The 24,095-nt window shown below is 37.0% G+C and carries 22 protein-coding genes; 7 read left to right on the top strand and 15 right to left on the bottom strand.

Features of this window, described 5'->3' with window-relative positions; all coding sequences use genetic code 11:
* Nucleotides 1-225: 225 nt before the first annotated feature.
* The 4 genes from ACLRVU_RS05675 to ACLRVU_RS05660 all read right to left on the bottom strand — a co-directional run bounded on the left by ACLRVU_RS05675 (nucleotide 226) and on the right by ACLRVU_RS05660 (nucleotide 6,016).
* Complete coding sequence (locus ACLRVU_RS05675; RefSeq protein WP_412891077.1) at nucleotides 226-1,980, bottom strand: sulfatase; 1,755 nt, start codon at nucleotides 1,978-1,980, stop codon at nucleotides 226-228.
* Nucleotides 1,981-1,995: 15 nt separating this feature from the next.
* A complete protein-coding gene (locus ACLRVU_RS05670; protein ID WP_412891076.1) occupies nucleotides 1,996-2,997 on the bottom strand; it encodes a LacI family DNA-binding transcriptional regulator in 1,002 nt (333 codons plus the stop codon).
* Nucleotides 2,998-3,077: 80 nt separating this feature from the next.
* On the bottom strand, nucleotides 3,078-4,397 hold the full coding sequence (locus ACLRVU_RS05665; RefSeq protein WP_412891075.1) for a PTS sugar transporter subunit IIC: 1,320 nt from the start codon (nucleotides 4,395-4,397) through the stop codon (nucleotides 3,078-3,080).
* Nucleotides 4,398-4,528: 131 nt separating this feature from the next.
* Nucleotides 4,529-6,016, bottom strand: coding sequence for a sulfatase-like hydrolase/transferase (locus ACLRVU_RS05660; protein WP_412891074.1), 1,488 nt, complete (start codon nucleotides 6,014-6,016; stop codon nucleotides 4,529-4,531).
* A 244-nt stretch (nucleotides 6,017-6,260) separates the two neighbouring features.
* Here ACLRVU_RS05660 and ACLRVU_RS05655 point away from each other — a divergent pair, with 244 nt between their 5' ends.
* Nucleotides 6,261-7,025 carry a MurR/RpiR family transcriptional regulator gene (locus tag ACLRVU_RS05655; RefSeq protein ID WP_412891073.1) on the top strand — a complete coding sequence of 255 codons (765 nt, stop codon included), beginning with the start codon at nucleotides 6,261-6,263 and terminating at the stop codon, nucleotides 7,023-7,025.
* A 64-nt stretch (nucleotides 7,026-7,089) separates the two neighbouring features.
* On the opposite strand, the gene rpoE is transcribed toward ACLRVU_RS05655, so the two are convergent.
* The 3 genes from rpoE to ACLRVU_RS05640 form a co-directional block, all read right to left on the bottom strand.
* On the bottom strand, nucleotides 7,090-7,446 hold the full coding sequence (gene rpoE, locus ACLRVU_RS05650; protein ID WP_412891072.1) for a DNA-directed RNA polymerase subunit delta: 357 nt from the start codon (nucleotides 7,444-7,446) through the stop codon (nucleotides 7,090-7,092).
* A 12-nt stretch (nucleotides 7,447-7,458) separates the two neighbouring features.
* Nucleotides 7,459-9,120: an arginine--tRNA ligase gene (gene argS, locus ACLRVU_RS05645; protein ID WP_412891071.1), complete on the bottom strand. Its 1,662-nt coding sequence runs from the start codon at nucleotides 9,118-9,120 to the stop codon at nucleotides 7,459-7,461.
* A gap of 106 nt (nucleotides 9,121-9,226) precedes the next feature.
* Nucleotides 9,227-9,613, bottom strand: coding sequence for a DUF1934 domain-containing protein (locus ACLRVU_RS05640; RefSeq protein WP_412891070.1), 387 nt, complete (start codon nucleotides 9,611-9,613; stop codon nucleotides 9,227-9,229).
* A 57-nt stretch (nucleotides 9,614-9,670) separates the two neighbouring features.
* Here ACLRVU_RS05640 and ACLRVU_RS05635 point away from each other — a divergent pair, with 57 nt between their 5' ends.
* From ACLRVU_RS05635 to ACLRVU_RS05620, 4 genes are all read left to right on the top strand, one after another.
* A complete protein-coding gene (locus tag ACLRVU_RS05635; RefSeq protein WP_412891069.1) occupies nucleotides 9,671-11,590 on the top strand; it encodes a transglycosylase domain-containing protein in 1,920 nt (639 codons plus the stop codon).
* 147 nt (nucleotides 11,591-11,737) lie between these two features.
* On the top strand, nucleotides 11,738-12,487 hold the full coding sequence (locus ACLRVU_RS05630) for a DeoR/GlpR family DNA-binding transcription regulator (RefSeq protein WP_412891068.1): 750 nt from the start codon (nucleotides 11,738-11,740) through the stop codon (nucleotides 12,485-12,487).
* On the top strand, nucleotides 12,484-13,404 hold the full coding sequence (gene pfkB / locus ACLRVU_RS05625) for a 1-phosphofructokinase (protein ID WP_412891067.1): 921 nt from the start codon (nucleotides 12,484-12,486) through the stop codon (nucleotides 13,402-13,404). The genes ACLRVU_RS05630 and pfkB overlap by 4 nt, the downstream gene beginning before the upstream one ends.
* Nucleotides 13,404-15,296, top strand: coding sequence for a fructose-specific PTS transporter subunit EIIC (locus ACLRVU_RS05620; protein ID WP_412891066.1), 1,893 nt, complete (start codon nucleotides 13,404-13,406; stop codon nucleotides 15,294-15,296). The genes pfkB and ACLRVU_RS05620 overlap by 1 nt, the downstream gene beginning before the upstream one ends.
* 8 nt (nucleotides 15,297-15,304) lie before the next feature.
* On the opposite strand, the gene ACLRVU_RS05615 is transcribed toward ACLRVU_RS05620, so the two are convergent.
* Nucleotides 15,305-16,552 (bottom strand): HD domain-containing protein, encoded by a 1,248-nt coding sequence (locus ACLRVU_RS05615; RefSeq protein ID WP_412891065.1) that lies wholly within the window; start codon nucleotides 16,550-16,552, stop codon nucleotides 15,305-15,307.
* Nucleotides 16,553-16,731: 179 nt separating this feature from the next.
* Between ACLRVU_RS05615 and ACLRVU_RS05610 the strand changes: the two genes are divergently transcribed.
* Nucleotides 16,732-17,550: a purine-nucleoside phosphorylase gene (locus ACLRVU_RS05610; protein WP_412891064.1), complete on the top strand. Its 819-nt coding sequence runs from the start codon at nucleotides 16,732-16,734 to the stop codon at nucleotides 17,548-17,550.
* 123 nt (nucleotides 17,551-17,673) lie between these two features.
* On the opposite strand, the gene ACLRVU_RS05605 is transcribed toward ACLRVU_RS05610, so the two are convergent.
* The 7 genes from ACLRVU_RS05605 to ACLRVU_RS05575 all read right to left on the bottom strand — a co-directional run bounded on the left by ACLRVU_RS05605 (nucleotide 17,674) and on the right by ACLRVU_RS05575 (nucleotide 23,099).
* On the bottom strand, nucleotides 17,674-18,147 hold the full coding sequence (locus tag ACLRVU_RS05605; protein ID WP_412891063.1) for an NUDIX hydrolase: 474 nt from the start codon (nucleotides 18,145-18,147) through the stop codon (nucleotides 17,674-17,676).
* Between the two features lie 42 nt (nucleotides 18,148-18,189).
* Nucleotides 18,190-18,975, bottom strand: coding sequence for a class I SAM-dependent methyltransferase (locus ACLRVU_RS05600; RefSeq protein WP_412891062.1), 786 nt, complete (start codon nucleotides 18,973-18,975; stop codon nucleotides 18,190-18,192).
* Between the two features lie 32 nt (nucleotides 18,976-19,007).
* On the bottom strand, nucleotides 19,008-19,598 hold the full coding sequence (locus tag ACLRVU_RS05595) for a DUF1349 domain-containing protein (RefSeq protein ID WP_412891061.1): 591 nt from the start codon (nucleotides 19,596-19,598) through the stop codon (nucleotides 19,008-19,010).
* Between the two features lie 227 nt (nucleotides 19,599-19,825).
* Nucleotides 19,826-21,085 carry an acyltransferase gene (locus ACLRVU_RS05590; RefSeq protein WP_412891060.1) on the bottom strand — a complete coding sequence of 420 codons (1,260 nt, stop codon included), beginning with the start codon at nucleotides 21,083-21,085 and terminating at the stop codon, nucleotides 19,826-19,828.
* Nucleotides 21,085-21,801: a DinB family protein gene (locus ACLRVU_RS05585; RefSeq protein WP_412891059.1), complete on the bottom strand. Its 717-nt coding sequence runs from the start codon at nucleotides 21,799-21,801 to the stop codon at nucleotides 21,085-21,087. Before ACLRVU_RS05585 ends, ACLRVU_RS05590 begins: the two co-directional genes overlap by 1 nt.
* An 18-nt stretch (nucleotides 21,802-21,819) precedes the next feature.
* Nucleotides 21,820-22,326: a GNAT family N-acetyltransferase gene (locus tag ACLRVU_RS05580; RefSeq protein ID WP_412891058.1), complete on the bottom strand. Its 507-nt coding sequence runs from the start codon at nucleotides 22,324-22,326 to the stop codon at nucleotides 21,820-21,822.
* 17 nt (nucleotides 22,327-22,343) lie between these two features.
* Nucleotides 22,344-23,099 (bottom strand): hypothetical protein, encoded by a 756-nt coding sequence (locus ACLRVU_RS05575; protein ID WP_412891057.1) that lies wholly within the window; start codon nucleotides 23,097-23,099, stop codon nucleotides 22,344-22,346.
* Nucleotides 23,100-23,175: 76 nt separating this feature from the next.
* On the opposite strand from ACLRVU_RS05575, the gene ACLRVU_RS05570 reads away from it, so the two are divergent.
* On the top strand, nucleotides 23,176-24,057 hold the full coding sequence (locus tag ACLRVU_RS05570) for a YitT family protein (protein WP_412891056.1): 882 nt from the start codon (nucleotides 23,176-23,178) through the stop codon (nucleotides 24,055-24,057).
* Nucleotides 24,058-24,095: the final 38 nt, after the last annotated feature.

Here is a 24,095-nt window from a genome sequence, read left to right as displayed (position 1 = left end):
GATTAGCCCCTAAAACTGTACTGCTAAATAATTTGAGCCCTGTGAACATAAAATAGCCACGCACTTTTATATTAATGAAAAAGAATGAAGCAAAGACCGTGACAATGAATTGTTCCTTCGCCTAGTCCGGCACTGACGCCTAAAAATGTAAGAATAAAATGACAATGATATAAATAATTTCAATCATCATTTCCCATTTCAGACTAAAAGGGGAATGTTTCCCCGCTAGTCTAATCTCATATTTAAATTTAATTGATACATCACATCATTAATTCGTTCTTTACCTACCGTTTCTTCAACCAGCTGGTAAAACATCGTTTCATCAATTAAAGCCTGTTTTTTAAAACATTCAGCAATGTAAGAAGAATCAGGCATATTTTTTATAAAGGCTAAATACCCTTCTTTTAATTCTTCCGTCGTAAAATGGATGCCCTGTATCAACTCCGCTTCACTCTCAACAACTTGCCGATCTAATAATTTCAGATATTCGGGATTAATCTCATGATCAAATCCATAAAATGAATAGAGTTCACTTGGTGCATCATTTTCTTCCATCATTTTTTTGATAGCTTGAATTAATCGGCATTGAATCTCTTTATCTTCAATCTTTCTTGTTTGCTTAGGATCAACATCAATATGATACAAACGGTTTTTGAAACGGTGATAGTTGCTTCCGCCAAATCCTTGAGCAGGGATTTTAAGCAGCGGCACACCTTTAGTAAAGCTAAATGGTTTCGCTAATGTCATTCCTTGAAGTTCCTGTGTGGAAAATAAAGAATTGATATGGGTTGGCATGATCGTGTATTCAAAGATATGATCCTTTTCGTCTGTAATCGGTGCATGCATATACGTATAATGACCATCCGTAATATTAATATTTGAACCAAAGTAGCCATACATTGCATATGGACGATTCGGTTCATCTTTTTCTATGATGCCTTTTAGAGACTGTCCCATCATCTCCTGCGGTTTATCCAATCCAAAATACTCCAGCAAAGTTGCAGGCACGTCAATGTTTTGAGCAAGCGATTGACGTTGTTCGTTTTGGATTTTTGAACGCGGATCATAAATAAAGAAAGGAATATTCGCGATTTCATTATAGATTGGCATGATATTCTTGCCCCACCAGTCATGTTCTCCCAATAAGAAGCCATGATCGGTGTTAACGATCAGCATTGTATCTTTCCATAGATCATAGCGATCAAAGGCATCCAGCACTTTTCCTACATAGGCATCACACATGCTGACTAACGCTTTATAATACCCTTTTAACAGCTCATTCGTACGTCCATCCTGATTATTATAGTAGTATGACGGCCAGCCGTGGAAGCCTTCTTCCAAACCATACATTTTCAGATATTTTTTTGGTACAAAGAACGGTTCATGAGGATCAAAGCATTCAATCTGCAAATACCATTGATCACTCTGATAATTAGTATCGATAAATTCCAGTCCGGCTTGCACCGTACGGCATAATGGATGCATCGCTTCATCTCTCATATAGCGGCGATTGACAAAGTCCTGATCACGGCTTTTTGATTTAAATTTCTTTGATAAAGGGGCTTCATTGAGTTTCAAATCAACATGAGGTTTATCTACAACCCCTTTCCAGTTGTCACCCTCTTGCCCGCGGATAAACTCATAACTGCTGTAACGGGGATGATAGGTGGCTCCTCCATCACGCCAGTAATGCTTATGATCGGTCACAAGATGTGTATAGATTCCCTGTTTTTTCATGAGCTCCACAGCTGAGTTTTCCCAAGGTTCCAAAGGGCCCCAGCTGCGATGTAAAAAGTTATAGCGACCTGTGTGCAGTTCACGTCTAGCCGGCATGCAAGGCATGCTTCCTACATAGAAGTGTTCAAATGCAACAGTTTTTTCTTTTAATCTTTGAAAATTAGGTGTAATTGTTTCTTCATTGCCATAAGCACTCAACAAGTCTTTTCGCAATGAATCAAACATCAACATAACTGCTTTCAAAATACAGCCTCCTTATTAAGTTTCACGAATGATCAAGCGTTCCTTTCGTTCATCTAATTCCTGAACATATTGATCTATAATCGGTTGAACATTCTCATTTCTGATGGCTGCAATCAAAATATCAACAGCATAGCTAGTTGTCGTCTGACAAGTTGTAACGGTAGTCAAAGCAGGTGTCACTAATTTTGAATAAGGAAGGTCATTATAGCCAACGACCGATACCCTTTGGGGGACTGCAATGCCATGATCGATTAAACATTTAACCCCCGGAATAGCGATATCATCATTAGAATAGAAGATAGCATCAATCTGGTCTATTTTCTTTATTATTTCCTTTGTTATTCGGTATCCATCTTCATACTCGCTGCCATTTGCATTAAATACTATCTCTTCGTTAAATTCTAAATTAAGTTGAGTTAATGCTTTCCGATAAGCCTTAAAGCGACGAATTGTTCCTAACGTATGAGGCAAAGCTTTCACAAAAGCGATTTTACGATATCCTTTATTATAAAGGTACTCGACAACCTCTTCTCCCTGAGTCACATTTGACAATGGTTCGGAATAGACATGTTCTGCGGTCAGATAGCGCCCAATCACAAAGATCGGCATATCTTTACAGGCATAGCGCAGGACATCTTCATCTTCAATACGATTCGTAAAGACAATAACACCATCTGCTCTTCGTTCTGAAATATAGCGTTTTGCGGTTTCAATATGACCATTAAACGTTGTTGCAATCAATAGGTCATAACCATATTCACTGACCTTGCGCTGTACTGCGTTGATCGTTCTGGAAAAGAACGGACGTGAAGCATCATCTACAACCAATAAAATCAAATTAGTTGACTTACGCTGCAGATCCACTGCAATACCATTTTTTACATAGTTTAATTCCTTTGCTTTTGCTAATACCTTTTGTCTTGTTTCCTCATTGATTCGAGGATTCCCATTCAATGCCATCGACACCGTTGACACGCCTATATTCAACTCTCTTGCGATATCTTTGATTGTTGCCATAATTATCACTCCATCCACTTCATTTCAGTTAAATTCTAACATGTTTAATGGGGGATGGCAAATTAATTGAAACGTCTCAACTAAATGCTTGAAGCGTTCTCCTGAGTCAGCATTTGTTTATCATATGCTTTAACAAATGGCAATAAAATCAAGATATCCGCAGCAAACATAATTACCCACATAATCACCGCTCTAAAGTCCATCGTCGATAAGAACAGATTGATCACACCCGGGGTTGTCCAAGGCACCGTTATGTAGATCGAACCAATCAATCCGGCATCCATAATCAGATATGCAATAGAACACATCACTAAATTACAAAGCAGCAGCGGCAAAGCAATCAAGATGTTCATTACGACAGGGATCCCAAATGTTAAAGGTTCATTAATATTAAAGATATCCGGTACCAAGGCAATCTTACGAAGAGATTTTAACTGAGCTGAACGAGCTACCAAGAAAAAACATACCATCATTGCCGGATAAGACATCCAGTTACCGAAAATTGTCATAAAAGAACCTGCAAGCGGTGTTGTTGGTCCGCTCCCATTCATGACCGCTGAAGCATTTAAGGCAATATTCGCTGTAGTAATCGGTGTTAAAACAGAACCGACGATATTGTTTCCATGAATGCCCATGAACCAAAATAAACTAAGTAAAATACTGCACAGCATAACAGATGGCAATGAGCTTGAAGCTCTCATTAAAGGATATAATAAGGTAAAGATTAAACGACAAAGATTGTTTCCGGTTATATTAATACAAACAATATTACCGATAAAGAATAAAGCAGTTAAAAAGACTAAAGGAAATAAAGCTTCAAACGGTGCCGCAACATTGGGCGGTACTTGAGCAGGCATTTTTAATTTAATATTATGATCACTCATCCATTTAAAAACTTCAACAGAGATAAACGCTACGATAATTCCATAAAACATTCCTTCTCCGCCTAAATTCTTCATTGACATAATCAAACCATTATCTGCTGACGTAAAAGGTTCAGCTGAGGTCATTAAGAATAAAAATAAAGCAGATACTCCACATGAGATTCCATTTAATTTATAATGTTTCCCTAACTGATAAGCTATTGAGAAAGTAATATAGACCGCTAACAAGCCAATCGTTAAATTATAAGGAACACTCAATATTTGTGCATAAGTGGTAGACCAGGCTTTCCAGTCTAATAAAAATTTAAAGAAAAAATTGGTTGGCTGTAAAGTAGCCGGATTAACAGGCGGCTGTGCTAGTAACATGAAGAAACCACCAATGATCGTTAATGGGATTGTACAGGTCATCCCATTTTTTAAAGCTGCCAAATGACGTTGTGAATTTAATTTGTCTGCAATAGGTAAAAAGACTTCTTGAATCTTCTCTTGAAAAAGATCCATTTTGCTTGAACTCATTGTATTTTCCTCCCAATGATATATGTTGAAACGTTTCACAAACACATTATAACATTTAAGAAAGCGGTGTCAATACTTTTTTGAAACGTTTCAACAATATTTGAAAACGAGAAAAGCGAACTTGAGTTCGCTTATCGTTTATCTCTTCCCATTGGGACAAAATCTCCGGTTTCCATGAAATACTGCAATAGTCTCTCTTTCATTTTCCATACCGTCTCCTGATATTCCGGTTCTTCAATCAGGTTCTTTAATTCCATCGGATCTTTATCTAAATCATACAGCTCATCTTTTTCATATAAGCGCATCGTATATTTGATATTCCCCATTCGCATCATCGTTGCTTTCGTATGTTCCGGTCCTTCTGACCCTTGTGTCGCTAAACGTGGATAGTATGGCGATTCTGGTCCATGTCCTTTTTCCATACATTGTTCTTCTCCGTGAATTCGTCCGCCTTCACAGAAAACTGCATCTTTATGCGTTTCATTCCCTGCCAATGTCTCTAATAACGGCTTGCCAAACTGGGTATAGCTTAATTCAAATCCTCCCATTTTTGCGATTGTTGCAGGTAAATCCACTAACTCGACTAACGCTTTTGAAACTCTCGGCTTCACTTCAAACTGTTTGGCTGGTTTGATGACTAACGGGATATTCGATACTGGATTTTCAAAACAGTTCTGCACTTTTTCACAGATCGAATAATCCCCTGTATAATCTCCATGATCACTGTAAACAAAGATGCTGGTATCATCGTATTGATTCGTTTCTTTCAATTTATCGACAATCATTCCAAACTGATGGTCGAAGCGTGAAACCATCGCTAAATACGTCGCCCTTAATTCGGTGAAGCGATCTTCACTCCAATTATCTAAATGTTGTTTCGCATTGATGCCATAAAGCATGCTGGCTTTATCTTTCAGTGTTTGTATATTAGGTCTTCGTGGTGGTACTTTACTGCGATCGATCATACTGTACCAAGGATCTTCACAAGCGTATGGTGGATGTGGGAAAGAAATCGTACAGTATACAAAGAACGGTTTAGAATCATTTTCCTTGCTTTTTCTTTCAATATAATCAATCGCACTCTTTACACAATTCCAATCCATACTTCCATATCCGCTGCTATTTTCTAATTTACCGATATAGAAAGAATACAGACTGCCGTCATTCATCATTTCTTCTGTAATTTTCGGCTGATTATCCCCATGTCCGCCAAAAGGCTTATCATTGGTGACATCACGCATATTCGTAAAATGGATACCATCATAATATTCATCACAATAGGCTGTTTTCAGCTTGTCTCCGGGAACAACGTCATTGCGTCCGATCCAGATTACTTCATAGCCGTTGTTTTTCATTTCTTTTAAAACATTGGGTTCATTTTCTCTTTGTAAGAAATGCATTGTACGATGTCCGGTTGTATGTGGATACAGCCCCGTTAAAAAACTGCAGCGAGACGGCACACAAACTGGATTTTGGCAGTAAGCATTTTCAAAGGATACCCCTTCATTCAAAATATTATCAATATTCGGTGTTATTGATGCTTCATTTCCTAAATGGTGCAATGCATCCGCACGCATCTGATCTGCCACAAAAAATAAAATATTTGGTTTTTTTGCCATGATTTTTCATTCCTCCCTATCTAATTTAACTATACCTTTTGGGATTTGTTTTCTCTATACACCCTTTTGCCACAATGCTTGGCATACTATAGAAAGAGTGAATAATTTGTTTTCCCTATCTCTTTTATAGCACGTATTGAAACTTATTTCAAATATAATTGGTAAATTTATCGTTAAATGGAAAAAGTTCCAAAACAATAGATTTTAACATTAATCATGCTATAATGGGGACGGAGGGATAAACATGAATCCAATAGATAAATTAAACATATATAAAGACTCGTTCACTAAATCTGAACGTCTCGTTTATGACTATATTATGAAAAATCCCAATACGATCATTCGCAATACAATCGATAGTTTAGCGGAGCGAACGGACACCTCCAAATCAGCTATCATGCGCTTATGCAAAAAAATGGGATATCAAGGGTTTTCTGAATTCAAATTTGAGTTGTCACGCTATATTATTTCTATGGAAAAAGATTATGAGACGGATAAACCAGATCCGATCGCCAAGATTGCCAACGAATATTCCAAACATATCTTAGCATTAAGACAACATGTTGAACCCAATCAATTAAAGAAGATTGTCCAATTATTTAAAAAAGCAAAACGAGTAAAAGTGATGGGAAATAATCGTACCGGTCTATCTGCTCAGCAATTTCGCTATCGTGTCGCTCAGTTGGGATTTGACTGCGAAGCGATTGTAGACAGTGTGCTGATGATCAATCAGGAAGGAATTTTAACGAAAGGGGACCTATGTATTATTTTCACGATTACCGGATTATCCCATGTTTATGAACAGTTAACTGCTAATTGTAAAGAAAAAGGCTGTGATGTCATCATCTTTACAATGAATCCGCACTGCCCGCTTTCAACTTACGCTAAAGAAATGATTTATCTGCCGTATATCTCCCGATCTTCTTACGATTCATTCCTTGATGATCAAGCAATCTTCTTTGTATTTATCGAATTATTCCTGAGTGAACTGGCTACTCAATCCAAATAGTGCTTCCTTGAAGCGCTTTTTTAATAGAAAAAAAACAGAGAACCTTCTATTCTCTGTCTGATTATTAATATTCGTCTTCTTCAGAAGCAACCTCTTCCTCTTCGCTGTCTTCTTCTATTTCTTCAATAGCGTCTGCTTCTTCTGTTTCATCATCATTGTAGATGTCATTCATATCGATATGCACATTTTCAAATTTATGTCGGCTTCTTAAATCCCACTGGTTTTCTCCTACGGTGATGAAACGACCATCTAATGTGATATTAGTATAAAATAATGATTGATGTTCACTAGCATCCTCACTGTTAAATCCTTTGATTTCACTTACTTCTTCGTAAAGTTTATAAAAATCTACCGGTTTCTTCTTTTTAGACATTAAATCATAAGCAATGTCTAACATCGAATTTTGACTCATTTCTTGCATAACCTTATCTCCTTACATTTTGTCAGGTGCTTCAACACCAATTAAATTCAAAGCATTTTTTAAAGTGATTTTCGTCGCTTCCACTAACGCTAAACGCTGAGCGCTTAACGCTTTATTTTCGCTGTCCAATACTTTGCATTCACCATAGAAGCTATGGAAAAGCTGTGCCAGTTTCTGAATATAGTTCGCGATTTTATGGGGGGTGCGATTCTTTGCACTATCGATGATTTCATTTCTAAACTCATTGATATGTTTCACTAGTTCAATTTCTTTTTCTTCTACTATTAAATCATATTGAGACGACTTGTCAATATGAAGTTTCTCAGCCTGTGTCATAATAGAGCACATTCTAGCATGAGCATACTGTGCATAAAAGACAGGATTGTCATTTGACTGGCTCTTTGCAAGATCCAGATCAAAATCAAAACGGCTGCTGGCTGCTTTGCACACAAAGAAATAACGTGTTGCATCCACTCCGATTTCTTCTACCAGATCACGGATCGTAACTGCGTTTCCTGTACGTTTTGACATTTTCACTTCCTGACCGTCCTGAATCATTCTAACCATTTGAATAATGTCAATTTCCAACTGATCGGCGTTATATCCTAACGCTTGAACCGCCGCCTTCATACGAGCGATATAGCCATGATGATCTGCACCCAATAAATCGACTAAATAATCATATCCACGATTAAACTTATCTAAATGATACGCAATATCCGGTGTCAGATAAGTATAGCTTCCATCACTTTTGATTAATACACGATCTTTATCATCACCAAAGGCTGTTGATTTTAACCATAAAGCACCTTCTTCTTTATAGGTATAGCCCTTTTCATTTAATTTATCCAAGGCTGGCTGAATACGTTCTTCTTCATATAGACGTGTTTCCGGATACCATACATCATAAGATACTCTGAATTCTTGTAAAATATCCTTGATTTTCTGCAATTCATATTTTACTCCGATATCTCTGAACTGCTGACGTACCTCTTCATATTCACTATTCACAAAACGATCGCCAAATTCCTCTTTCATTTTTTCAGCGATATCAATAATATCCTTACCATGATACCCATCTGATGGCAATTCTACTTCTTTGCCAAAAGCCTGTAAGTAACGAGCAAATAATGAAGCTGCCAGATTGTTGATCTGATTCCCTGCATCATTAATGTAATATTCTCTTGTTACCTCATAACCGGCAGCATCTAAGATACGGCAAATACTGTCACCTACCGCTGCCCCCTTGGCATGACCTAAATGAAGATCCCCGGTTGGATTAGCCGAAACAAATTCAACATCATATTTAATTCCTTTCCCAAAATCCGTACGACCATACTGGTCTCCTTCACTGATAACTTCACCGATAATTGATGTCATTGATGCTTTATGTACAAATAAATTAATGAATCCCGGACCGGCAATCTCTACTTTCGTGATTAGATCATTATCCGTTTTCAAACCATCAACGATGGCCTGCGCAATTTCACGAGGATTTCTTTTCAATTGTTTCGTAAGCTGCATCGCAATATTTGAAGAATAATCCCCATGAGTCGTGTCTCTAGGAATTTCAATAACGATATTATCTGCTTCGATTGTATCTAATAAACCACTTTTAATGACGCTGTCCGCCAATAACTGTTTAAGGGCTGTTTCTATTTTATTAATAGCCATTATCTGACCTCCTATCAAAATACACACAAATATACACTATAATAAAACAAAATGATGTCATAGTCAAAGAAAAAATAAATTTTCTTCTATTTATCAATAAAAAAGATCAACTAGCAGGCAGCCAGTGGATCTGCATATAGATATTTGAAATGCATTCCTCTTCATGAAATAAACGATATTTTATTTTTAAGCGATCTTCATTTAACTCTAAAACATCTAAATGTGTAATTAACCCCAACATACCATAAGGTGTCTGATAACTGTTTTCAATCATTTTTTTCATTTCTAAATGAAGTTTGCTTTCTCCTTGCTTCAAATCAAGGCATTCATTTTCAATATCAATCTCAAATACTGTTTTTTCTTTTGATTCAAAATAAATGTTCGTATGACCGTTTCGTTCATGAATTGTTCCATTCGCACTGATCTCAACACTGTTCTTATCGTCACCATTGACCATAATGCTTTTATATTTTATCCTAACAAACTTATACATTTTTATCACCAGTGAATATTATACACGAAATTATCCAAAATAAAAACAGGTGATAAAATGAAAAAGTTTACGAAAATCATGATTTGTATTGTTCTTACGCTTGTCGCTTTATTAATTAGTGCATATATCATTGCTTTTTTATCAAGCAAACCATCCATAGGAAAGAGTTCATATTTGGAAATGTATGACAATAAAGGAGAAATCTTTTATCAAGCCAACCATGAGAACAGCGGCAGTTACGTCAGTTTAGAAGAAATTTCCCCATTATTTATTGATAGTATCATTGCGATCGAAGATCGTAATTTTTATCAGCATCATGGTTTTGATCTGACAGGTATAATTCGTGCCATCACAAATAACGTGACATCCGATACAACACAAGGGGCAAGTACCATTACTCAGCAATATGCTCGTAATCTTTTTTTGACGAATGAAGTCACATATAAAAGAAAAATCGAAGAAGCCATCTATGCGATGCAGATCGAAACGCATTATTCTAAAGATCAAATCTTAGAAGGGTATGTCAATACGATCTATTTTGGACATGGTGTTTATGGCATTGAAAATGCTGCAAAGTTCTATTTCAACAAATCTGCCAGTGAACTTAATCTTTTAGAAAGTTCGATGCTTGCCGGGGTAATCAACGGACCTAATATTTATTCTCCCCTGATTTCTCCCGAAGATGCGAAAGAAAGACAAGGGGTTGTTTTAGCTGCTTTATTAAAACAAGGAAAAATTGATCAGGAAACTTATGATCAAAGCATTCAACAGGAGACACCTTTAAATACAGATAATAATCCTTTTATGGATACTACCCTTTACTATTATAAAGATACTGTCATTAATGAATTAAAGGAGCTTGGTTTTTATGAAATGGACTATATCAATAAAGGCTTAAAAGTCTATACAACGATGGATGCTGCCGCTCAAAATGAAATGAGCAACAGTGTCAACAATCGAATGACCAATGAACAGCTTCAATGTTCTGCGATTGCGATTGAACCTTACACCTTTAAAATTCTCGCATTAACCGGTGGGAAAGACTATCAGGATTCACAGTTTAACCGTGCAACCGATGCTTCTCGTCAGGTAGCTTCTACTATTAAACCACTTCTCTATTATATTGCCTTAAAACAAGGATTTGATCCTACTACAAGTTTCATCAGTGAACCGACCAAATTTAAATTAGCAAGCGGAAAAGAATATGCTCCGACAAATTTTGGCAATCTCTATGCCTTTGATAAGATTACACTCGCCTGTGCGGTTGGCTTGTCAGATAATATTTATGCGATGAAAACCCATCTTTTCTTAGGGGAAGATGTCTTAACCAATCAGTTGAAGCAATTTGGCTATACCCATATTTCCCCTGATGCCTCTTTAGCACTGGGAACGTTTACGGGATCAGTGTATGATATTGCGCAAATTTATGCCGCTTTTGCTTCCGAAGGACTCTATGATAAACCCTACAGTATTGAACGAATCGAAGATCAGGAAGGAAATGTGCTGTATCAGCATTCCAGCACCCCTACTCAGTTACTGGATAAAACAACTTGTCTTGTATTAAGCCAATTATTAACAGCTCCTTTCGATGATAAATGCATCCTTTACAGCAATCCTACTTTATTAAACTACAAACGTGCACAGGTGTTTGCCGGAAAGAGCGGAACCAGTGATTATGACAGTTTAGTCGTTGGTTATAATCAAAAAGTCGTCTGTGCCACCTGGGTTGGCTTTGATGATAATACAAATTTAGATAATTATGATGACCGTGTGGTCGCAAAGGATATGTGGTATGATCTCACAAATCTCTATGTAACGGATTCCTGGTATAAGCCAAACGGCGATATCGAAGAACGAATCATTGACCCAATCACCGGAAAATCTACTCCTAACGGCAGTCTCTATTGGTTTAAACGTGAATCTTCCACCAAAATTGTAAATGCAGCACCAAACGATGAACAAACTCTTGGTGAATAAAGGCTATTATAAGCAGATAGCCTTTTATTTCAGTCAAAACAAATCACCAATATGACTGTTCGATAAATATTTCATTATTATTTGACTGTTTTTGATTGACTATTTGATTGAACAGTCATAAAATAAGAATGAAAGTGGTGATTATAAATGATGACAGATAAAAGACATGATTATATCTTAAAAGAATTACAGAAAAACAAAAGTGTCAGTGTGGTCGATTTAGTAGAACAGATCGGCGCTTCTGAATCAACGATCCGGCGTGATCTATTAGAATTAGACCAGCAAGGCTTATTAAAAAGAGTGCATGGCGGTGCTGTCATTCTCGACAAAAGAAATGTTTTAGTAGAAAACCCATTGAGCGAAAGACAGCTGCAGCATGAACATGAAAAACAGGAAATTGCTTATCATGCCTGTCAGTACATAGAAAAAAACGATATTGTTTATATCGATTCCGGTTCAACAACTTTAAAATTATTGGATTATCTGCAGGAAAAAAACGCAACCTATATAACAAACGGACTTCTGCATGCTCATATCTTAGCTATTCATGGCTTTAAAGTTATTTGTATTGGCGGAGAAATACGTGGGATCACCGGCGGATGTGTAGGAAGCCAAGCTATCAAAGAAGTATCTCGCTACCATTTCACGAAAGGTTTTTTTGGTACTAACGGTGCAGACAGTGAATATGGCTTTACCACTCCTGACAGTGAAGAAGCTGCCATGAAAGAAGCTGCATTTTACCGCTGTGAAAAAAAGTATATCCTTTGCGATCACAGCAAATTTAATAAAATCAGTCCCGTTCATTTCGCCAATATTGAAGATGCCATTATTATCACCGATTACTGTGATCATACAAAGTTAAAAAATCTTACCCTTATTAAGGAGGTTTCAAAATGATATATACCATAACATTTAATCCATCGCTAGATTATATCATGCAGGTTCCCGATTTCAAAGAAGGAGAAACCAACCGTTCTGTCAAAGAAGACATGTATCCCGGAGGAAAAGGATTCAATGTTTCAACAATCCTGCAACGTTTAGGTTATCAAAATACGGCTTTAGGTTTCATTGCCGGCTTTACCGGTCAGCAAATCAAAAAAGAATTAGCTCAGCGTGGTTTCATCTGTGACTTATGCGAACTAGAAGATGGTATGACACGTATCAATATTAAAATGAAAGGTGACAAAGAAACGGAAATAAATGGCAATGGTCCGTTCATTTCGCAAAAAAAGCTGGACGAACTTATAAGCAAGATCGATACCTTAAAAAAAGGAGATACCTTAATCTTAGCTGGAAGCATTCCTTCTTCATTGCCGGATGATATTTATGAAAAAATCATGGATCGTTTAAAAGACAAAGAAATACAGATTTTAGTAGATGCGACCAAACAGCTGCTGTTGAATGTTCTGCCTTATAAACCTTTCCTGATTAAACCGAATCATCGTGAATTGGAAGAAATTTTTCAAACAGAAATCAACAATCAAAAAGAATTAATCTCCTACGCAAAAAAGCTGCAGGAACAAGGAGCGATGAATGTTTTAGTCTCTCAAGGCAAAGATGGAGCACTACTTATTGCCAGTGATCAGAAGGTCTATTACTGCCCGGGTGCAAAAGGAACGCTCATCAATTCAGTAGGCAGCGGTGATTCGATGGTTGCCGGTTTCTTAGCTGGATATTTAAAGCATCATGATTACAGTGAGGCCCTGCGTCTTGGCAGTGCCTGCGGCGGAGCAACAGCTTTCAGTAAAGACTTAGCCCACAAAGAAACCATCGATAATATCTATCAACAACTAAAAACGGAGGTAATACAATAATGAGAATCTTAGATTTACTAAAAAGTGAATCCGTTGATGTTCATGCACAAGCTGATAATAAAGATCAGGCAATCAATCACTTGGTCGATTTAATGAATAATCAAGGAAATTTAAAAGATAAAGAAATCTACAAGCAAGGCATTTATGCCCGTGAAGAATTAAGTACAACCGGAATCGGTGAAGGAATTGCTATTCCGCATGCTCAAAGTGAAACTGTTACAGCTCCCGGATTAGCGGCAATGGTCGTTAAAAACGGAGTGGATTACCAGTCATTAGATCAGCAGCCGGCGTATCTCTTCTTTATGATTGCAGTTCCTAAAACCGGTGGGAATGAGCATCTTCAGATTTTAGCGATGCTTTCTCAAATGCTGATGGATACTGAATTTAAAGATAAGCTAATCAACGCTAAAGATAAAGAAGAATTCTTAAATCTAATCAATGAAAAAGAAGTCAGTCAAAGACAAAAGGAAGAAACAAAAAAAGAGGAACAGAATGCTTTTAGCGGTACTTATCGCTTATTAGCAGTCACTGCTTGTCCAACCGGAATTGCTCATACTTATATGGCTGCCGAAGCCTTGGAAGAAAAAGCAAAGCAGATGGGAATTTCCATTAAAGTTGAAACTGATGGAAGCGGTGGGGTTAAAAACGCACCTACTGCCAAGGAAATTGCTGAATGTGAAGCCGTTATTATTGCAGCTGATAAAAATGTTGAGATGGCTCGATTTAATGGCAAACCCGTTATTCAAGTTAAAGTAGCTGATGGCATCAATAAAGCAGAAGAATTGATTAATAAAGCAATCAGCGGCAATGCTCCAATCTATCATAGTGACCATGCTGTGCAATCCGATGAAGAAACTTCTTCCGAAGGAATAGGGCGTACTATTTATAAACACTTAATGAATGGGGTATCTCATATGCTGCCATTTGTTATTGGTGGGGGAATCCTCATTGCCTTAGCTTTCTTATTCGATGACTTTTCTATTAATCCAGCAAATTTTGGAACTAATACACCACTGGCTGCTTTCTTTAAAAAAGCCGGTGATACTGCCTTTGGTTTCATGCTGCCAATCCTATCCGGTTACATTGCCATGTCGATAGCCGATCGTCCCGGATTAGCTGTTGGTTTTGTAGGCGGAGCTTTAGCTAATGCCGGTGGTTCCGGTTTCTTGGGGGCTTTAGCTGCCGGATTTGCTGCCGGATATTTAGTAAACGGTCTGCGACGCTTATTCGATCATCTGCCAGATGCGTTTGAAGGGCTAAAACCCGTTCTGCTTTATCCATTCTTTGGAATTTTATTTATGGCACTGGGAATGACTTTCTTAATCAATCCGCCCATGTCTGCAATTAATAACGGTATTACCGGTTTATTAAATTCCATGGGCGGTTCAAGTAAAATCCTGCTTGGTATCGTCTTAGGCGGAATGATGGCTGCCGACATGGGAGGACCAATCAATAAAGCGGCATATGTTTTTGGAACCGCATCAATTGCAACCGGAAATTACGATATTATGGCGGCTGTTATGATTGGCGGAATGGTTCCTCCATTAGCTATTGCGTTAGCTACATTCTTCTTCAAAAACCGTTTCACTAAAAAAGAACAGCAGACAACTTTAACGAATATTATCATGGGATTCTCATTTATAACCGAAGGTGCCATTCCATTTGCAGCTGCCGATCCACTGCATATTCTACCTTCTTGTGTTATCGGTTCAGCCGTAGCCGGAGGTCTGTCGATGGCATTAGGCTGTACACTGATGGCACCTCATGGCGGAATCTTCGTGATCGGTGTTATCGGGAACCCTATTGGCTATATCATCGCTTTAACAGCCGGATCAATCATTGGAATGATCATGCTCGCCTTATTAAAAAGACCACTTAAAAACGCTTCATAATCGAAGCGTTATTTTATTTCTTTGGGATAATATACTTTTTGATCTGTTTTATTGCGCTTGCTGCGGACAATAGCGTCAACGATCTCCGATACTTCAGGAAGATCTTTCAATGTTTTTTGATCATCCATCAGTATTTTAATATCCTCGATTGCTCCATCTGTTCCATAATGCTTATAGGGAATCTGACGCTGATTATCGGTAATGATATAATATTTAGGATCAAATCCATTTTCTAAAGCAATCTTAGATAACTGTTCTACTTCTCTAGGATCATGATAATCCTGATGCTTCAACAGATGACGATTTAAGAAACGGCGGGATAAATCAGATAATATCGGATCTTTGCTGTCACTGAAACATCTGAAATAATATTGTACGACAGATTCATCTAAATTAAGATAATCACGATAGTCCCAATGATTCTTTAAAAACGGCAGCAGATAACGGATATCCGTATCAAAATCAAAGCCATCTTGATAAAGATCCTTGATACGTTTAAACACCTGCGATAAAAGCTGCTCAAATGAACGGGCAGTAGGATGATAATATACCTGCCAGTACATATGATAACGAGCTAAAATATAGTTTTCAATTGCCTGTACTCCCGAATTTTTATAAACAATCTGGTGATCCACTAAACGCAATGTTCTTAATATGCGTGCCAAGTCAAATTGCCCATAAGTCGTACCGCTAAAATAAGAATCACGCAGTAAATAATCCATGCGATCCGCATCGATCTGACTGGATACCATCTGTACCAGCACTTTGTTGGGATGCTTTTTTTCGATGACTTTCGCCACATCTTTAGGTAAATCAGGATGATAGCGCGTCAGTACCTGATTCACTTCTGTATCTCCTAATATGATATCGACCGTAATCGTTTCATGATGTGTTTGAAACACTTGTTCAAAGGAATGGGAATAAGGACCATGCCCCAAGTCATGACATAAACCTGCACACAGTACTGTTGCCATATCATAATCACTCAAATACTGTTTGATTTCTGTTTCTTCAATCATGCGGCGGACAATCTCATAAACCCCTAAAGAGTGGGTAAAACGTGAATGTTCTGCACTTTGGTATACCTGAAAGGTTCCGCCTAATTGCTTAATACGACGCAGACGTTGAATTTCTCTGGTATTGATCAGCTGCCAAAACAGTAAATGATTGATATGAATATAGTTATGAATCGGATCCCTAAACACACGGCTGTCATGCAGCTGCAGTTTATCTAGTTTAAAATGTTCTTTGTTCATTTTCCCACCTCGCTCTTTACTCTTATTATACATGAAAGTTTCTCTTTCTTCCTCATATTTGTTTCACTTTTTCTTATTTTATTTACGATATACCGGCAAATTTCGCTTTTTTATTAAGCCACTTTAAAAACAGACAGAGAACATGATATAATATTAAAAACAATAAAGGAGAAAAATCGATGATTAATAAAATTAATGAAGCTTCTTGCTATATCCAGCAATACTTGCCATGGCAGCCGGAAATCGCTATTATCCTAGGTTCAGGGTTAGGACCATTAGCAGATATCGTAGAAAATCCAATTACTCTTGATTATAAGGATATACCACATTTCCCAACCCCAACGATTGCATCTCATGCGGGTAAATTAGTGATTGGAACAATCCGTAACAAAAAAGTGGTTATTCTAAACGGACGTTTTCATTATTATGAAGGGCACGATATCTACACGAATACCTTACCGGTTCGAGTGTTTAGAAAGTTAGGCATTGAAACATTAATTGTAACAAACGCTTGCGGTGGTTTGAAAGACGACATGGAAGCTGGTACAATCTCAATCATTGAAGATCACATCAGTTTCTTTGCCCCAAGTCCATTACGCGGTCCAAACTTAGATGAATTTGGTCCTCGTTTCAAGGATATGACCGAAGTCTACAATAAAAATTATCAGACTTTGGCTAGAAAGGTTGCAGATGAGCTTGCAATTCCGGTAACAAGCGGTATCTACTGCTTCTTCCAAGGTCCGATGTTTGAAACTCCGGCAGAAATTCGCATGCTGAGAATGTTAGGTGTCGGCATGGTGGGAATGTCTACTGTACCTGAAGCCATTGTCGCTCGTCACAGCGGTATGAAAACCTTAGGAATTTCTTTAGTTACCAATAAAGCGGCTGGTTTATCTCAAAATCAATTATCACATGAAGAAGTGATGGAAGCTGCTAATAAAGCAGAAAAGAATATGGTAGCCTTAGTATCTGGTATTATCGAGAAAATAGAGATTTAATCTCTATTTTTTTACGTTTTAAAAGGGCTGCTTTGATCAACAGTCCTCCATTTGCTCTCATCATTCGTTTTCACTTCAAAATTCTTCATAACAGCTTTCAATCATATTTCTTGGTCTGACATTTTATTCACGATCACTGATCAGCTTCACCTGTTCCGGCAGATTCAATAACTCCTTAGCAAAAAAGTTTGGAAAAACCGTATAGTTTTTCAGCTGATCGATCGGCAGCCAGCATAAGATTTCCTTATTTCCCGTCTCCGATACAGAAGTGCATACCATCTCTTGATCTTCACTTGGCTGCTTCATCAAGTAATAGAGGGAGATTTCATGAAAATGTTCTTTAGAATCCACTTCATCAAAGAACTGTTCATGAAAGAAGATAGGACGATCAATTTCCAGTTCGATTCCTAATTCTTCTTTCACTTCACGTTTTACAGCTTCTCTTGTTGTTTCACCAAACTGCACACGTCCGCCCACACTGTAATGATAGGTTGATTTTTCATTCTTAACAACTAATATTTTTCCGTTTTTTATTATGATTGCCCCGACACGATAGTTAAATCGTCCGCAGTCAGTTTTAAATGTTAGATCCATCATAATTCCCTTTCTTTAAAACAGTCGATGATGACTGTTTATTTTTTAATATACACTTACCGCCTTTTTTTCATCATTTCCTGACTTCTTTATCATTAAATGATGAAAAAAAGCAATATCTCTAAACTGTGGAATCTGATCCGCTTTTCTTTCTAAAGCGAACATCTCCTCCAACCAACCCGGTTTTACTTTTAAATCATTATTCTGCAAAGCAAAGAAAATTCTTACCCCATAATAATCGTCAATCTTCAACAAACCTTTAGAATAGACTTCTATCTCATTATTTTCATAGAGATGAATCGTTCCGAAATTTGATGATTTTACATCCTCATTATCCAGTAATGTCATTGCTTCATCGACTTTATATTCAAGTACCGCCTTCTGCATGATTTTTCCCAGTTTATTATGCTTTACAATCGATATAAATCCGTCCTTTTTTAACACTCGATGAAATTCCTCTAATAATGTTTGGCGGTCTTCTACGTATTCTAAAACATTATGACAGATAATCACATCGTACTTTTCATTCGGTTCCTGCTTTAATCTTTCAAGTGTCCCGATCAGTTGTGTATAAGCATGCTCAGAGCTTCTTAACTGTAACATATCTTCATTAGGTTCGATTGCTGTCACTTCATTCTTGGCGGCTAAATAATTTGCCGTAATACCAAATCCACTGCCATAATCCAGTATCTTTTTATTATTTAAGTTTCCCAGCTGATCCCATATAATCTTATAAAACAGTAACCCCCAAGGCGCCTCCACATTTCTTTTATAGCCTTTTAAGCCTTCGATTTCTTGTTCTTTCTTATTTATTGTTTGTGCATTCTCCATACACTTTCCTCCTTGTTTTATTTTCAATCCCCCTAAACGTGGGCAGCCCATTGACAATCCATTATTTTTAATTCTGTAAAAGAAGCTTTAAAAGAAGAAGCTTCGGGACTGCAGGCATAGACTCCAAAAGAGATTTCTTTACTCCCTTCCCATAAATGGCATATTCTCATCTGTTTAAAATGAATGCCATCTTCACTGCATTCGATACAATAATCACTTTCTCTTCTGCTGAGACGATACCACATTTCCTTGATAGAAGCAGAGATATCCGTTGTTGCCCAATCCGAATAGCCATGATTTGTAACTACACTCCCCAGTCTTTGATACGTTTCATTTTCATATTCAATCGAAGCTTTCAGCCAATTCTCACTGTCTAAATATAAAACAATGCCACATTGATCGAAGCGATGCTTGCTTTCAAAGGTCGTCTTAACGACAAAAGAAAAGTATTGTTCTTTGGTTTTCATCTGCAAAACAGGTGCGTTGTCATTTTGAAAACCATAATAAGTTCGCTGCCATAAATCTGTTTTAGGCAGTGTCATGATCTCAATCTTCCCATCTTCCACTTTCACATGTTCGGGTTTTCTAATCCAAAATAAATCTTCCTCTAAAAAGTTTTTCATTTTCATTCCTCCACATCGCCTATTGCCCCTATATCAAGGAAAAGGCGACTATAATCAACGGCGTATACTTTTCTTTGTAGTTCTCATCTTTTTTGTTCATTCATGGTTATCCATTCCAAAATGGAACAACAAAACACCAAGTAAGATCATGATAACACCATAGATAGTTCAATGCCATAGATAACCCTATTTTTCACTTTCTTTGATTCATGGATACTACGTAAAGATTAATTTAATTTCGATGATATTCCTCTTCTTTTTCTAACATTTAAATCTAATGGCTGCTGATCTTTATTTTTATTCCCTTGTCTCCATAACAAAACATACATAACAAAACTGCAATAAAACCATAAACAGGGAACAAATTCAAACTTAATCACAGTATCTAATGGCTTAAATAAAAAGAAGATAGTCGCTATTATAAATGTTGCCGCCATTCCCAACAAGGCCGCATAAAGCAAAGTGCTTCTTTTTTGTGGGCGCTTTATCTCAAGTATCATGCAGCTTAATATATGGGTTAACAAAATAACAAGTAAAAGGCTGATCATTCCCGATGATAGGAAATCTATCTGATAGGCATGCCCGATCTCCTCCACAAGGATAATACAGACCGGATGAATAAAATAATAGTATTTTGATAATCGGCGAAATTTCTTAGTATCACATTTAGGTGCATAGGGAATAGAAAGCAGCCAAATAAAAAAGAAGAAACTAAAAGGGACCAGCATCAGTAAAAAGTTCATATCCAGTCTTTCGATCGAATAAAGGAAGGTTCCTTCTATCACTAACAATACAGCACTGATGAGTGTCAATACCGGAACATATCTTAATAATAGCTTTAATTTTTCCTGACGATCATAAATATAAAATCCCATTAATGTAAACATCATACCAAAAAACAGTCCGCTTCTGGTCGTAAATATAATTTGTATCAGCAAATCAAAGAAATCTTTAAATGTACCATTTTGCAATAAACCGTAATATGTTTCAAGACTGCCGAACATAAACAGCACTGTAGATAGGATAAAAAGGTATTTATAAGAAAAGTGCTTCAATAGTTTATTTACAAAGAAAACAGAAAAGATCAGCGCAGGGATATACCAAAGATGGTAATAGGTACCAATATGAATAAGTCCATAAATTAAAGCAAAGGGCAGTAAATAACTGGAAATGCTTAAATTCTGATGAATCCAGTCTAAGCCAATCGGGATAAAAACCAAACTCCATGCCCAATACGATTTCATTAATCTCTTTAAATAGTCTGAAACATACCTCGGCTTTCCATCACTGCCTTTTCTAATAAAATAAGCACTGCTGATAAAAAAGAACGGAACAGCGATCCGACACATGATCTGCTTTATGAAAAAATTGAGATAAGGTTGATTAAACAGTACATTGCAATGAATACAGATGACCATAATTGCTGCCACATATTTCATTAAATCCAGCATTTTATAGTTATTCATCGCTGTTTCTGTCTGCATCATCATTTATTCTCCATAACCCTTTTATTATTTTTTATAAACGCTTTAATTTGAATACTGTCGGGCAAATGCAGCATATGATGCAGCGTTAACGGAAGCAAGATCAATCCGGATACAGTATATTTTCCCCAAAAGTCTTTGAGCCATATCGATTTTTTGTCCTCCAAAAGCCCGCCTTCGCTGACCAGTCTGTCCAAATACTCCGGTTTCAGCTTTCTTTTAAGATCCTCTGCTTTTAATCTTCTGAGAATATTCCGCGTTTGACAGCCAACCGCATTACGGTAGTGTATCAATGCCTGTTTGTTTACTTTTTGGCTAAAAACAATAATTTCTTCGTCACTCATTGCATTGCCGGTGTCCTTAATCTCTACGTTAAGCGAAGTCATCCACTCGTCATTAAAAACCTGAGGCTGCTCAGCAATCAACAGATTGCTGACCAAATCCTCAATTCTTGCAATATGCCACAAATGCCAAGCAATTGTTTCATCTTTACTTGTTGGCATGACACTGTAATCTTCATCTTTTAATCCCTCCAGCAACGTATCACAAAGAGTGGGCTGATCCCTGCCAGACACAATGCTTGTATGTGTCATCGCATGGATTTCAAGTGCTAACTGCATAGCGGAATCGAATTGCTTAGATGTTCTTATCTTTTTTCTTAATTTATCGATTTTCTGTCGATAGTCTATTTCAATCTCTGTTTTCACATTATTTTCCATATCTCATTCCCCTAATTCTTATAATTTTATTTCAAAGCCATATTCCCATAAGGTCAGTTCATCATCTATTTTTTCTTCTAAAACACCTTCTACCTGTTTAAAGCCATTCTTTATATACAGTTTTATCGCCGGAGTATTCATATCCACAACAAAAAGGCGCAGATACTCCCCCGTCTTGTCTTTTGCCACAGTCATCGCTTCTTTCAGCATAAAACTGCCCAGTCCCCTTTTTAAATAATCCGCATTCACACCAAATCGATCAATATAAAACGCTTTAGCCTGCTTATTTTCCCATTGCATCGCCTGTGCTCCCAAATGTGTATCACTCAATACGAAAGCCCCGACAATCGTTTCATGATCGATCAAAACATAAAGTTGCTTTTGCTTGATGTCTTCACCTAAAAATGCGCTTGGATAAACATCATCCCAAATCTGTATATTATTTTCGTTCATTTGTGTCACAATCTTGTTGTACATGATTTTTAGCGGAGATAAATCTGCTTCATTCGCTAATCTTAATTCCATATCCGTTTCTCCTTATTTCATTTATCTATTTGCCATTTTTCAACTTTAAACTCTGGATCACCATAGCAGCATATATAATGATCTCCTTTGCCATCTGTAAATTCAATTGCCTGATCTGCCCTTTTTTGAACTTTATCATAAAGATAAATACAACGGGCTTGAACAGAGTCTGGATCAATGTCTGTTTTTATTAAATGATCTCGAATCTCGTTAATATTCTTATTTAAATCATAGGAATATGGAGTTGTCTCTTTTACCTCCCAGTTGGTAATGCTGGGATCAGAAGCATTATAAGCAAAAACCACATAGCCATAACGATTATTTTGATAAGAAAAATTACAGCAGTATAGCTGCTGATCGGGATACATTACCTTTAAATCTGCATCGACATAGACAATTTTTGTAAAAATATTATCTTGCCAGATCGGCTGATCGATATCGCCTGTTTCGTTTTTTACCCACATCGCTAAAAATCTTTGAATGCTGGTATGATGAAAATAATCATAAGCAGGAGAATCCTGATCAAGATAATAAGAAGCCATTATAGCATTCGTCAATAAATCTGTGTTATCTTCTTCAATCGGACTAGGAACAGGTTTATTTTTTAAACATGCCGTTAATAAAGAAATAATCATAACTCCAAAAAACAACTTCACAATACTTTTTTTCATCTCTGTTCCCCCATTCCAATATGTTTTGCTTCGCTGATTCTTTCCCCCATTATAGCAAAGCTCTAAAGCTAAAACATCTTTAATAAAATTAATTTCAAACATCTTGCAGTTTTCATTGTATTTTTTTTGATACATACTATAATGATAAAGGAATTTACATAAGGGAGAATTTAAAAACATGGTTTATGCAAAATCCAAAGAACAAAAGCTTTGGAAAAAACATCTTATTTCGATTATTTGTGTCGTGATTGCATCATTCATTATGTCTTGCAATATCAAGTCCTTTGTACGGGCAGGAAACCTACTGCCCGGTGGATTTACCGGATTATCCTTGCTGATTCAAAGAATCGCTTTAGAATTATTCGGTATCTCTTTGCCTTATTCAATTATTAATATTGCTTTGAATGCTGTACCAGCATATATTGGCTTTAAAACGATTGGTAAGAAGTTTACCGGTTATTCTATTTTAATGATCGTTCTTAATTCATTTTTAGTTGATCTTATTCCGGCAATGCCGATTACATCGGATCCTTTGCTGGTTTCAGTGTTCGGGGGAATCTTTAACGGTTTAGCTATTTCGATCGCTTTACATGGCAAAGCTTCAAGCGGGGGGACAGATTTTATTGCTGTGTATTTATCTGATCGCTGGAATACCTCTTCATGGAATTTTGTGTTTGGCTTAAATACGATTATCCTCATGATTTCCGGTGTCTTATTTGGCTGGGAAGCGGCTTTATATTCGATCATCTTCCAGTTTGTATCGACACAGATCATCGGACAGCTCTATCAGCGTGATCAGCGTACAACCCTATTTATCATTACTGCTGATCCCAATAGTTTAGAAAAAGCATTGTTAACTTATACGCATCACGGAATTACACGTTTTGAAGGAAAAGGCTGCTATAAAGATGAACCGCGTACCTTGCTTTATACGGTGGTTTCAGCCCATGAAGTAAAAGACGTTGTACAGTTTGTAAGAACCTACGATCCAAAAGCCTTTGTCAATATTGCTAAATCAATTAAGATAGATGGACGTTTCTATAAAGAACCGATGGAATAATTGGTTCTTTTCTCTTTATTTATGGGTTGACTTTCTTA

Origin of the sequence: Beduini sp., from assembly GCF_047239305.1 — a bacterium.
Classification (GTDB): domain Bacteria; phylum Bacillota_I; class Bacilli_A; order Erysipelotrichales; family Coprobacillaceae; genus Beduini.
This window is presented reverse-complemented; position numbering and strand designations above follow the sequence as displayed.